This is a genomic window from Bacteroidota bacterium, from assembly GCA_039714315.1.
In the GTDB taxonomy this organism is placed as follows: Bacteria; Bacteroidota; Bacteroidia; order Flavobacteriales; family JADGDT01; genus JADGDT01.
On the sequence record JBDLJM010000084.1, the window covers coordinates 1 to 13,796 of the forward strand.

Annotated in this window: 9 protein-coding genes; 6 read left to right on the plus strand and 3 right to left on the minus strand. The window is 37.4% G+C overall.

Translation table 11 applies throughout. The features are described 5' to 3' along the window. From asnB to ABFR62_09200, 4 genes are all read left to right on the plus strand, one after another. On the plus strand, positions 1–1,582 hold a 1,582-nt coding region (gene asnB / locus ABFR62_09185), incomplete at its 5' end, for an asparagine synthase B (protein MEN8138595.1). A gap of 303 nt (positions 1,583–1,885) precedes the next feature. Next, a complete protein-coding gene (locus ABFR62_09190; protein ID MEN8138596.1) occupies positions 1,886–2,839 on the plus strand; it encodes a nitronate monooxygenase in 954 nt (317 codons plus the stop codon). Between the two features lie 101 nt (positions 2,840–2,940). Next, positions 2,941–5,394: an OmpA family protein gene (locus ABFR62_09195; protein ID MEN8138597.1), complete on the plus strand. Its 2,454-nt coding sequence runs from the start codon at positions 2,941–2,943 to the stop codon at positions 5,392–5,394. A gap of 7 nt (positions 5,395–5,401) precedes the next feature. Continuing rightward, on the plus strand, positions 5,402–7,681 hold the full coding sequence (locus ABFR62_09200) for a patatin-like phospholipase family protein (GenBank protein MEN8138598.1): 2,280 nt from the start codon (positions 5,402–5,404) through the stop codon (positions 7,679–7,681). Positions 7,682–8,087: 406 nt separating this feature from the next. On the opposite strand, the gene ABFR62_09205 is transcribed toward ABFR62_09200, so the two are convergent. Genes ABFR62_09205 through ABFR62_09215 form a run of 3 tightly spaced genes read right to left on the minus strand, consistent with a single transcriptional unit; the run spans position 8,088 to position 10,100 of the window. Next, complete coding sequence (locus ABFR62_09205; protein ID MEN8138599.1) at positions 8,088–8,858, minus strand: methyltransferase domain-containing protein; 771 nt, start codon at positions 8,856–8,858, stop codon at positions 8,088–8,090. A 7-nt stretch (positions 8,859–8,865) separates the two neighbouring features. Next, entirely contained in the window at positions 8,866–9,684 is an 819-nt protein-coding gene (map, locus tag ABFR62_09210) for a type I methionyl aminopeptidase (GenBank protein MEN8138600.1), read from the minus strand. Beyond that, positions 9,684–10,100 (minus strand): hydrolase, encoded by a 417-nt coding sequence (locus tag ABFR62_09215; protein MEN8138601.1) that lies wholly within the window; start codon positions 10,098–10,100, stop codon positions 9,684–9,686. The genes map and ABFR62_09215 overlap by 1 nt, the downstream gene beginning before the upstream one ends. A 463-nt stretch (positions 10,101–10,563) precedes the next feature. Between ABFR62_09215 and ABFR62_09220 the strand changes: the two genes are divergently transcribed. Both ABFR62_09220 and ABFR62_09225 read left to right on the plus strand, forming a co-directional pair. Further along, entirely contained in the window at positions 10,564–12,540 is a 1,977-nt protein-coding gene (locus ABFR62_09220; protein MEN8138602.1) for a hypothetical protein, read from the plus strand. A gap of 264 nt (positions 12,541–12,804) precedes the next feature. Beyond that, a partial coding sequence (locus ABFR62_09225) for a hypothetical protein (GenBank protein ID MEN8138603.1) occupies positions 12,805–13,796 on the plus strand: 992 nt, incomplete at its 3' end.

The following is a 13,796-nucleotide window of genomic DNA, read 5'->3' on the forward strand; positions in this document are numbered from 1 at the left end:
ACCGGACTGGTCTGGTGTATATAGCAACGAAGATGCAATAATTTCGCATGAAAGACTTGCAATTGTTGATCCTCAGTCGGGAAGACAGCCTTTGTTCAGCAACGACGGTGATTTAGTGTTGGCAGTAAACGGTGAAATCTATAACCACATGGATTTGAAAGCTGAATTGGATCAGCCATACGAATTTCAGACACAATCAGATTGTGAAGTGATTCTTCCTTTATATCAGGAAAAAGGAGAAGCCTTTTTAGATGATTTAAACGGGATTTTCGGTTTTGCACTTTATAACAAGAAGGACAATTCTTATTTCATAGCAAGAGATCATATTGGTATTATTCCTCTTTATATAGGATGGGATAAATATGGTCAGTTTTATGTAGCATCAGAATTGAAAGCTCTAGAGGGTGTTTGTTCTAAAATTGAAGAATTCAAACCGGGGCATTACATGTCGAGTAAAGACGGTGTAATGAAAAAGTGGTACAAAAGAGACTGGACCGATTACGAAAATATCAAGGATAACAAAACGGATATTTCAGAATTAAAGGATGCTTTGGAAGAAGCAGTACACCGTCAGTTAATGACCGATGTTCCTTATGGAGTATTACTTTCGGGAGGATTGGATAGTTCAGTTATATCTGCTATTGCAAAAAAATACGCTGCGAAGCGTATTGAGGAAAATGATAAAGGTGATGCCTGGTGGCCGGCTCTTCACTCTTTCGCTGTAGGTTTGGAAGGGTCTCCGGATCTAGTGGCTGCTAAAAAGGTAGCCGATCACATAGGGACTATTCACCACGAAATTCATTTTACTGTTCAGGAAGGTTTAGATGCTATTCGCGATGTAATTTATCATTTGGAAACTTATGATGTAACTACTGTTAGGGCATCAACTCCGATGTATTTGATGGCAAGGGTAATTAAGTCGATGGGAATTAAAATGGTTCTTTCGGGAGAAGGAGCAGATGAGATTTTTGGAGGATATTTATATTTTCACAAAGCACCAAACGCTAAGGAATTTCATAATGAACTGAACCGTAAATTGAGTAAATTACATCTTTACGATTGTTTGAGAGCCAACAAGTCAATGGCTTCATGGGGAATCGAAGCCCGTGTTCCGTTTTTGGATAAAGAGTTTTTGGATGTTGCTATGCGCATCAACCCCGAAGACAAAATGATAAAAGATGGTAGAATCGAAAAATGGGTTATACGTAAAGCATTCGAAGACTATATACCTGAAGAAGTTGCCTGGCGTCAGAAAGAGCAGTTCTCTGATGGAGTTGGCTATAACTGGATAGATTCATTAAAGGAAATGGTTGAGGAATCTGTAAGTGATACAGAAATGGATAGTGCCGCATATCGTTTCCCGACAAATACGCCGATGAGTAAAGAAGAATATTTCTACAGATCTATTTTCGAGGAGCATTTCCCTTCTGATACTGCAGCAAGATGTGTTCCGTCGGTTCCGTCAATAGCCTGTAGTACACCTGAAGCTTTAGCCTGGGATGCATCATTTAAGGATAATGCAGATCCATCAGGAAGAGCCGTCGCAACTGTGCATGTTGAGGCCTTGGAAATAGAAGCTTAAAAATATATTACCATGAATAGTAAACTTCAGTTTGCTTGATAAGGAAGGGGATGCATTTGCAGCCTCTTTTTTATTTGGGCGTGTCCGTCACTTCGTTCCGGTCGGGCTTTCGCTCATACTCCTCGTTACGCTACGCTTCACTGCGGGGTAATCCGCTCTATCCCTCACGCGGATGACGATGATACAATATTAACACATTAACTCATTATCACATTAACTCATTATCACATTAACTCATTTTGATATTACCCTCCAAAGCCATACATTCGGGTACAGATAACCAAACTAATCAAATAATAGAATATGAATACCGAATTAACTAAAATGCTGGGTATAAAGTACCCTGTAATAATGGCTCCTATGTTTTTGGTGTCGAACACTAAAATGACTGTAGCAGCTTTAAAAAGTGGAATTACAGCAGCTATTCCGGCCTTGAACTACAGAACTGACGAAGATTTCAGAAAAGCCATTGATGAAATCAGATTGCAAACAGACAAGCCATTCGGTATAAATCTGATAGTAAATAAATCGAACATAAAGTACAAGGCTCAGCTTGCGACATGTGTAGAGAAGAAAGTAGATTTCATAATCACTTCTTTAGGGAGTCCCGAAGAGACAATTGCAAAATGTAAACCTGCCGGCATAAAGGTTTTCTGCGATGTGGTAGATTTAAAATACGCAAAGAAGGTTGAAGAGCTTGGTGCCGATGCTATAATAGCTGTCAACAAAGAAGCCGGAGGCCATGCAGGAGAAACCTCTTATAAAGAACTTATTCCCTTATTGAAAGAGAACTGTAATATACCTGTAATATCTGCCGGAGGAGTTGCTACAGGTGAGCAACTAAAAAAAATGCTGGATCTTGGAGCTGAAGGAGTTTCGATGGGTACCGTATTTATAGCTACTGAAGAATCGGACGTGTCGGACGATTATAAAAATGCTTTGGTAGAGTACAGGGCAAAAGATATAGTTAAAACTTCAAATTTATCGGGTACACCTCTTACAGTTATAAATACCCCTTATTTAAGAGAAATAGGAACAGAACCCGGTTGGCTGCAGAAAGTTTTGATGAAGAATAAAAAACTTAAGAAGTACGTAAAAATGTTTGTGGCATACAGGGGAATGAAATCAATTGAAAAATCTGCATTTGGAGCATCTTATAAAACAGTATGGGTTGCCGGTCCCAGTTTGGAGGAAGTTCATGAAATCAGACCTGTAAAAGCAATTGTAGATGAGTTGGTAAAGCAGTTTAATGAATAGTGTTTTTTTGATATTGGATATTAATCTATATCATTATTCTTTGTAAAATATTATATCTTTATATACTCAAAATATAAATACTTCAACCTAATCCATTTTCGATGAACGATCTTAGAACCGTAGCTTTGTTATTACTCCTTCCGGTATTGGCTTTGTCCCAAAGCCGGGAAACTAAAATTGCTTTCGAGGTTTATGACAATATGGAGTACAGTAAGTCGTTGAATTTGCTGGAAAAGGCTTTTATTAAAGAGAAAGATCAGCGTTTTAAGGCAGAAATAGTTTATCGGCTTGGTGAAAGCAACAGAAACATGGCAAAGTATTCTGATGCCATAATTCAATACGAGCGTGCTATTAAATTAGATTATGGACCTGAAGCAGGGTTTAAGTATGGCAAGATGCTGCAAATGCTGGGCAGGTATGATGAGGCAGAAGAGGCTTTTAAAGAGTATCTGGAAGAAAGTCCTTCGGATGACAGGGTAAATAAGTTGCTGAGATCTATTTCGCTGGCGAAGAAACTTGAAAGTGAAAAAACAGATTATAAGCTCAGAAATATAATTGAGTTAAATTCGGAATTCAATGATTTTTCACCGACATTTTACGGTAAGCCCGGATCTGAAAATGTTCTGGTTTATACTTCAACCCGTTTGAGCGAAAACTCGATGAAGGAAGATGCATGGCTCGGTACAGGATTTTCTAACCTGTATCAAAGCAATCTGGAGCGCAAAGGAAATGATGTTTTGGGTGAAAAATCAAAATGGTCGCATGCAGTAGGTTTTAGTGAAAGTATTAATACTGTGATGCATGAGGGTGCCGCCTGTTTTACAAAAAACAAGGATGAAATGTTCTTTACACGATGCGATTACAGCGAAGATGAAGAATCGGGATGTGGAATATTCTATTCTAAATTAGTAAATGGAATCTGGTCGGAACCCGTTGAAATAGTAAAGTCGGAAGGTGGAACGGTAGCAGGACATCCCGCAATAAGTCCGGATGGGAAGACCCTGGTTTTTTCGTCAGACGGTCCCAATAGTATAGGCGAAAATGATTTGTACTATGTGAAAAAGTCAAACTCAGGTGAGTGGTCCGAAAGGCCCAAAACTTTAGGGCGTAGAATTAATACCATTGGTAATGAAATGTATCCCTGGATTGATGAAAAAGGCAATCTGTATTTTGCTTCCGACGGCCATGAAGGTTTGGGAGGATTGGATGTTTTTATGTCTAAACTTGGTACGAAAACCTGGGGAGGGCCTCAAAACTTAAAAATTCCAATAAATTCTCAGGCCGATGATTTTGGCTTAATTTTTAATGCCGATAAAACTATTGGTTATGTATCGTCTAACCGTAACGGCAGTGTTGGTATGGATGATTTATATGAAGTTCGTCTGTTACCTTTTTTATATACTTTGAAAGGAAGTGTTATTGATGCTAATACCGGGCGCAAGTTGTCGGGGGTACAGATTAAGCTGGAAGGTAATGATGGTTCTGTAAATTTCAGCACAAGCAATAATGATGGAGAATATGAGTTTGGCACAAAAATTATGAGAGGTGATGTGAGCTACAAGCTTGTTTTAAGGTTAAAAAAATATTTGGCACAGGTAGCATCATTTTCAACTTTGGGCATTCCTGTTGAGGAATTTGAACCTGTTGAAGGAGCTTATTTATCGAATTCAAGACTTAATTTAGAGATGGATCATATTTCTGATCCTATTGTACTTCCACACATTGAATACGATTTTAACAGTGCTAAACTTCGTCCTGAAGCTACAGAAAGTCTGAAGCTGTTGGTAGATGTACTGGAAGAGAATCCTGATATTGTAATTAATCTTCGTGCGCATACCGACCACATTGGTAAACACGATTATAATATGAAGTTATCACAGGCAAGGGCACAGTCGTGTGTAGATTTTCTGGTTTCAAAGGGGATAGACAATGTAAGATTGAAGGCTGAAGGTATGGGAGAAACAGATCCATTTACTATTCCCGAAAATTTTGAAAGTTCATTTGATCACGGTACCATTTTAACAGAGGATTTTATTAAACATCTTGATGATAAAAAAGAAAGTGAGGCCCGGCAGTACAACCGTAGAACTGATTTCAAAGTACTGGGTGAAATTGTAAAACGCGATATTGTTACAGATCCGTTGAACGATACTGTAGCAGTTATCGATCAAACAATGGAAATTGATACAGTGTCGGTAGAAATTCCAATAGAAGAGGAAGAGGTTGTTGAAAAAGTAATTGTTGAGTACTACGATTTGGAACAGGGAGATAATTATGGAACGGTAGCCAATAAATTTAATATTTCGGTTAAAGAACTAAAAGCTTTAAATGAAGGACTGAGAGCCACCCGACCTTTTGTAGGTATGAAGCTTAAAGTAAACCTTAATACCGACTATTCTGAATTTGACAGTAAGCATTACAGAATACAAAGAGCGGAGAATACTTTTGAGAAACTACTGCTAAAAACAGGGTTGAGCGAAGATGAATTCTTTGACCTGAATCCTGATTTTATTGAAGATGATCTTAAACCGGGTTATTTAGTTGTCGTAAAATAAATAATTCATGAGCCCAAAATTTAAAATATCCTTCTTAAGGAGTTTTTTAATTTACATATTTATACTTTTTATTCCTTTTCTGGTTCAGTCGCAGAGTAATAAAAGACCAAAAATTGGTTTGGCTTTAAGTGGAGGAGGAGCAAAAGGTCTGGCTCATATTGGGGTTTTACATGCCATGGACAGTCTGAATGTTAAACCTGATTATATTACAGGAACAAGTATGGGGTCTATAATGGGGGCTTTATATTCAATAGGTTATTCTGCAAATGAAATAGATTCTATATTAGGTAATACAGACCTAGGTGCTATTTTGAACGATGATATTCCGCTAAAGGATATCGAAATGAACGAAAAGCACGATTATAAGAGATATTTGGTTACATTTAATTTTTCCGGAAATTTAATACCTAAGCTTCCAACAGGGATAGTATATGGTCAACATATTTCGGAGTTCTTTTCACGATTGTCATGGCGTGTGGCAGATGTTAAAGATTTTAATGATTTTGAAGTAGAATTTAAATGTGTTGCTGCTGATTTGATCAGCGGGAAACCACGTTTTTTCGACAGTGGCGACTTGGCTACTGCCCTGCGTTCATCAATGTCGATTCCAACAGTTTTTTCACCCGTGGTATTAGATACATTAGTCCTGGTAGATGGAGGGGTTTACCGGAATTTCCCTGTAATAGAAGTTAAGGAAATGGGGGCTGAAAAAATAATCGGGTCTTACACAAGTTTCAAAGAAGAGGTAACGCTAAAGGAAATGGAGTCGCTGACAAATATTTTGATGCGGACAAATATTTTCTCGGTAATTCAGGATATAAATGTACAGGAGAAACTTTGCGATGTTGTGGTGGAGTATGATTTGCATGGTTTGGGGATAAAAGATTTTCAAAAAGCAAGAAAAATAGGCGATTACGGTAAAGAGTCTATGAAAAAATCTGTGGCTCTTGATACACTGGCAGCATGGAGTAAATTACTTAGTAAATATCCCGAAGTTCCGGGAAAAGTTATTCCCGAGCGCGATTTTATATTGATAGCCGGCATAAAAACCGAAGGATTAACGATGGTAAGCGATGAGTATATTATATCGAAATCCGGGCTGGAAATTGGTTCTAAAATTTCAAAGGATGATATGGCAGCAGCTCTTAATAATATGATGGGAACCCTGTTGTTTAAAAAGATTACTTACACTCTCGAAAAAGATGAGCTTAATAAAGATAAGGATAGTTTTATAGTAACTTTTAATATCATCGAAAAGGCCAGGGGACAGCTTCAGGCTTCCCTGAACTATGAGACTTTTTACGGTGCTTCTTTGCTGGCGAATATTTCCGTACGCAACCTGTTGATTTCCGGTAGTAGAACACAGCTAAGAACTAATTTTTCGAGAAACCCGATTGTCAAATTTGGTTACGATAGCTACTTCGGGAAAAACAAGAAATTACAAACATCTATAAAAGTAAATTATGAGCTTCTTAATATGAAGGCATTTTTTAATGTAGAAGGAGTAGGCGATTTAAATATAGGATCACAGATCTTTACTTCCAGCGAATTCATGACAAAATTTGCATATAACTTTAACAATAATAATCAGATGGGACTTGATTTTGTTTATCAGGTAGCTACAAGGAAGTATAAGGATGGGGCTGATATTGCTACGGAAGTGTCAAAGATTTACGATGATGGAATTTATTCCCAATTATATTATTTTCACGATAATGTAAACAGACAATTTTATCCTACTAAGGGATCTAAGATATATGCGTCGTTAAAAGGAGGTATACCTCTTAACAGGCGTATTAAATATCTGGTGACATCTGATCGGGAGGTAGAATCGGAATTATCATATTTAAATTTTTTGCAATTTGAATTGAGGTACCGGCATTTTGTTGATTTAGGTGAAATATTTTCATTTTCACCTCAAGTATCCTTAGGATATTCAACAACAGAAGTCGCTTTGATGAACAGTTATTTTTTAGGAGGTAACAGCAGGCAAAAGCGCATCCATAATATTAATTTCATAGGTGATGAACCTTACTCATTACTAACAGATAGTTTTCTGAAATTTGATATGAATTTTCAGTTTCAAATAATAAATAACCTGTTTGTATCACTGATTACCGATGCAGTTATATATGACTTACATAGTGAAAAATATGAAGAAAAAGTCAATATTGCAGCGGGTTTGTCGGTTGGATATAAATCTCCATTTGGGCCTATTGATGCTGGTCTTCACATAAATAGATATGGAGAAAATATTTTCCATATTAATATTGGTTTTCCTTTTTAATATTTAAGGATAATAAAGTAATACCGGATCAACGTCATTTTCTGGGGGAGAGTAAAACCTAGGACAATTTACTGTTAAAGTAAGGCAAAAGTAAAAAGTAAAAAGTAAAAAGGCACCTGCCTGCGTGACTCAGTCAGGCAGGAAAGTATTTAAGCTTTCACTTAACTTGGCACTTTAAGAATCGTAAATAAGTTTATCTTTATTATGCTTTACAAGATATACACCATGAAAACACGAAATGAACTTTCAAAACGATTATTAAATTTCTTAGGACTTTACCCAATACTCTTCGCAAAACTTAGCGTATCAGCGGTTAATAAAGTTGTTATAGGTGCAAGATGATACTAAATAGGCTGATTTAGGTTTACCAATTATAAATAATTTTCCTCCATTAAACCGTATATCATTACTTCCTGCAAACAGGCAATATCTCATCCTTGGCAAGTGCGTATCGTTTTACTTCGGAAGGAGTGTAGTTTTTAGAATATCTGTTTGGGCAAACTTTAAATCCAACTTCTCTTAATTTGTTAAAGTAGTCGAGGCCGTATATTCTCAGATGATCATATTGTCCAAAGTGTTTGGTTCTCTCATCCGGATCTGTAATTGTAGGATCTTCATAAGTATTTCGCATGTTTACATCCTGAGGAACCTGAAAAATTCCCATACCACCCGGTTTCATAACTCTGTAAAGTTCCGACATAGCTTTTTTGTCATCTTCTACATGTTCCAGAACGTGGTTACAGAACACAACATCAAATGTATTGTCGGGGAAAGGTATTTCCTGAACATCCATCAATACATCGGCCAAAGGCGATTCAATATCGGCAGTAGTATAGTCAAGGCTTTTTTGCTTTCTGAACTTATCTACAAAGCACTGTTCAGGTGCAATGTGAAGCATCTTTTTATCAGTACTGAAAAAATCTGTTTCATTTTTCATAAAGAGCCACAATAAGCGATGTCTTTCCAGGGATAAGCTACCCGGAGCAAGAGCATTATCGCGTTGCTGATCTTTGTATCCATAGGGTAGGAGTTTACCGTATTTTCGACCGTCAATAGGGTCTTCGAAATTATTACCCCTGTAAAACAAAGGAATCAGCCATTTAAACAAATAGCTGATTTTTATTAATATAGGTCTGGGTATCTTTTTTAATGAGATTCTTATTATTTTCGAAATCATAAAAAGGTTATAGGGTTAGAGGTTTTTGACGAAATTCGTCTTCTTCATCAGACTCTATTCCCAGCGCTTCATAGATGTACTTAAAAGTAGACAGCAGTTCAGGTTTCCCTTTTATCAAGGCTACATCGTGTTCGAAATGTGCCGAAGGCAGTCTGTCCTGGGTAAGAATAGTCCACCCGTCTTTTAGCTGGTTAATCTTGTGAGTGCCCATATTTATCATAGGCTCTATAGCAAGCACCATTCCATCTTTAAACTTTTTGCCCGATCCCCGTTTTCCATAATTAGGAACCTGTGGGTCTTCGTGCATATCTCTTCCTAAACCATGCCCTACCAACTCTCTAACAACTCCGTATCCGTTTGATTCGGTGTATTGTTGAATTGCATAGCCTATATCGCCAACTCTGTTTCCCTTCCTGAACTGGCGTATACCTTCATAAAGTGATTCTTTTGTTATCTTGAGCAGTTTCTTTGTTGCTTCGTCAACTTCTCCAACTTCAAAAGTATAGGCATGATCTCCGTAATAACCATTTTTGTATGATCCGCAGTCGATCGAAATTATATCGCCTTCCTCTAATGGAGTATTGTTAGGAATACCGTGTACAACCTGTGCGTTTGGCGACATACACAGTGTATTCGGGAAATCGTACATTCCCAAAAATCCCGGATATGCTCCATGATCGCGAATAAATTCTTCGGCCATCTTATCAAGCTCAAGAGTTGTAACTCCCGGTTTTACTTCTCCTGCAAGCATGCCAAGAGTTTTTGACACGATAAGTGCGCTTTCGCGCATCAGTTCAATTTCTTCAAGTGATTTTAACTTTATCATTATCTTCTAAATATGGATAGGAATCCTTTTTTTTGTTTTTTAAGTTGAGAGTCTATGTTTAGTTCTCTTTTGTTGATAGCCTGATAAGCTTCTCCCCATCCGATAAAGCCTCCAATATTTCTGTCATCGATAAACAGGTCTGCATGAATTTTTCTGCTGATACCGTTTACAAGTTCATTATCATAGCTCTCATTTACAGCATAAAACTCAATACCGTTTTCGCTACAAAATTTTACGGCTTTTTTTAGCATATCACCTTTTCTGTATGTCCAAAGAATTAGCCTATGACCTTCATCCTGAAGTTTTTTCATAGTTTCAAATGCGAATAGCATCGGTTTTCCGATGTTAGGATATTCGTCTTCAACTATTGTACCGTCGAAATCGACAGCTATTATTAAGGATTTTTTCGAAATCATAAACTAAAAATGTTTTTACAGTTTGCAAATATAGCTTATTAAGGCAAAAGTAAAAAAGTTAAGGGTTGATAGTTCAAAGTTCAAAGACAAAAGATACCTGCCTGCGTGACTCAGTCAGGCAGGAAAGAGAAAAGATACCTGCCTGCGTGACCCAGTCAGGCAGGAAAGAGAAAAGATACCTGCCTGCGTGACCCAGTCAGGCAGGAAAGAGAAAAGATGAAAGAGGAAAGACAAAAGAGAAAGTATTTTGGCTGAGCGCTGGAGGAAGATAATAACCGCAACCGGCAGGCAGTCCTTCGATAAGCTCAGGAACCGGTAACCGGCTTAAGGGCAATAGATGTTTATACACTTAATCCGGTATAAATCCTATTTACCTATGATGTTAGCAGGAAAATTATTAACAATTGTGTATTTGTTTAAAAGTCCGTAACTTTCTGTAATGCAATTGATAACGTGAGAAATTATGAGTAAATTATATTTTGAAATATTGGCAATAGTCAGCATTGTAATTTTCTTGTCGTCTTGTAGTAAGGAAGATGAAAGAACTCCAGAGCAAATGGAAAGAGATTTAATAATGGCTACAGAGGACATATTGCGTTCTAACTATTGGGGGTTTTACGATATGAAAGTAACTGTGCAATACGAATCAAAGGCCTCTCCGTTATTGGTGAATGTGGCAGATGAAAACGGGATGGTACAACCGGGGACATATGACTCGTACGATATTTTTGGGGACAACAAGCGACAGTTAAATTACACTTATAGTTTCACCAGGGATGATATATTGAATGACACTATTGGGGAGGATAATTTCTTTAGAATTGGCGGATATTATGTGTTGAATACTACTGATATGAGAATTAGTCTTGACACAATAAATCCGGTTAAGTTTGATTATCAATATTCATCAGAAAATAACCGGTTTGCTTTTAATACCGATGGCATTCACAAAGATAATTTGTTAGATTTTCTAAACAACTCAATAATCGGAATTGCAATAAATGAGAGACCGGGGCAAATTGCCGATGCCTTTGTGGAAATGGTTTTAGAGAACGAAAAAGTATCAGAAGCTGTTCATCAATACCTTTACGATTTCATTCATGGTAAAGTTGAAGGAATTCAGGAGTCGCCTGAAAAACTTGCTGAAGTTATTACCCGTATAGTGATAAACAAGCTGTCTGAAACAGATTTTGAAAGTATATTATACGATAAAATTTTACAGGCTCTTGACAGGCTGCAAACTAAGTTCGACAATCCCGAAGAAATAGCTGCTGATCTGGCAAAGAGATTTTCTGAAAAAATAGAAGCAGCCATTAGTGAAGAGGATATATACAACATTATTTTACCACGAATAGAGAATTTTGAGAATGAAACACTTCCCGTTATTTCAGAGCAAATAGCAAATATGGTTTTTGAGAAAATTTCGGAGAAGCTCAGTGAAGAAAATGTTTATAACAAAATTTATCCGTTGTGGGAGTCGGTTACTCAGGTAGACACTGCTACTGTTGAGGGCACGGCAAACAAATTGTCGGAAGTGGTTACAGCACACTTTTTCGATGCTGCTTCCTTAACACAGAAAATGCTTCCTTTTGTAACAAAAATTGATGAAACAAGCACCATAAAGCTTAGTAGTTTGGCTCAGGAAATTATAGATGATGTATTAATTCCAAACGTAGATAAGATTAACGAAAGATTTCCGGGGCTGTTACTTGAACCTGACTGGGAAAGTATAAAACCGTATTTAACAAGTGCTTTAACAGGAATAAAGGCCGGATTGAAAAATTCTACAGTCGAAGATATGTCGGCAGCACTTGCCAATACTGTTATTGGAATTATGGACTTAAGTATTCAAAAGGGATTTGAAAAGGCAATGTACAGAATTCAGCAAGTTCCACCGGATCAGGTTGCTTCGTATGTTTCTTCATGGGTTGCTAATTTAGTGGATATGGCAGAGCAGCCTATTGTAGATTTAATAGAGGAAAAGCTAAATACTGTATTCGATAAGTTTGAATCAGATAAGATAGCCGAGGAGTTATCGCAGCTAATTCATTCAAAAGTTATGGATGTGCTAAGCGAAGAGCAAATTTATCAGTTGATATTACCTGTTATGGAGGCCGTGAAAAATGCTGATATAGAAAAAATTGCCGACAAGCTCGCTGACTTGATTATTGAAATGGGAGTAAACAAGGTTGACAAGGAGCAGCTTGTGGACAAGCTAACGGAAGTGATAGAGAAACTCATTGGCAAAATTAACCCTGATGAAGTATCCGAAAAACTGGCAAATCTGATTATTGAAACAGATTTGGTTCAGGGAATAGACGGATACTGGCTGGCAAAAGTTATAGAAATAAAAACTTATCAGCTCATTATAAATGTTGCCAGAAACTTGAATTCGGTTGAGAATATCGAAATTGTTATTCAGGTGAAAGAGAAAAGATGAAAGATAAAAGATAAAAGATACCTGCCTGCGTGCCTCAGTCAGGCAGGAAAGATTAAAGAGAAAAGATGAAAGACTAAAGATAAAAGATACCTGCCTGCGTGACTCAGTCAGGCAGGAAAGATTAAAGATAAAAGACTAAAGATAAAAGATACCTGTCTGCGTGACTCAGTCAGGCAGGAAAGAGGAAAGAGGAAAGAGAAAAGATAAGGCTTGGATAGGGGGAATTAAATTCCGGAAAGCCGCTACAATATAAAATGATAAAAGATGCATAAATTAACATTATTTTTTTCAATTATTCTTGTTAGTCTTTCAGGTGTAGCACAGAACAACATGCTGCAGCTTGGAGATACTGCCAGGGCTGAATATCCGTATATTTTTCCTATTCTTGGAGATAAAGCACATGAACAAGGCTTCGATCTTCCGTTGCCGGCAGGTATTATGGTTAACTATTTTTATGCCGTTCAGGATATCGCTATTCCTGATATAGCAGTAGGGTTTAATGATGGAATCCTACCGGAAATTCCACTTACAGATATTACCAGGCTCATTGAGTTTGAGGAGGTGAGAGCTACTGCCTACACTGTTAATGTGCGTCCTGACTTGTGGGTATTGCCATTTTTGAATGTATATGGTATATTCGGAAAAACCTGGTCTCAGTCAAATGTTAAAATAAGTTATCCCTTTACCCTAAATACTGTAGCCAAACTGGAAGGTGCCAGTTATGGTTTAGGTGTTACAGGAGCTTCCGGAATAGGGAAATATTTCTTTGTTTTAGACGGTAACTGGGTTTGGACTATGCTGACAAATTTTGAAGAACCTGTTAAATCAAGAGTATTCTCTTTCCGATTGGGTAGGGCATTCCCGGTTGGTAAAAATGAAAAATCCAATGTAGCTTTTTGGGTAGGAGGAATGCGTGTTCGTATGGGAGGTATAACCGAAGGGACTATTACCCTTGGAGAGGTAATTCCTGAAGAAGGCTGGAACAGGCGAGACGAAATTGTTGATGAATATTACATCTGGTATGATAATGCAGATCCGCTTAAGCAGGCTGCGGCCGATAAAGTATTAACACCTATAGTAGAAAGTATTGGTGCCGCAAACGGCGATGGTATTGTTCATTATAAAATAACCAAAAAACCTGTTCAGGAATGGAATATGATTATAGGTGGACAGTATCAAATAAATAAGGTGTGGCAGCTGAGAGCTGAAGGCGGAGTTATTGGAAACAGGAAATCGTTTCTGTTTTCTGTGAATTA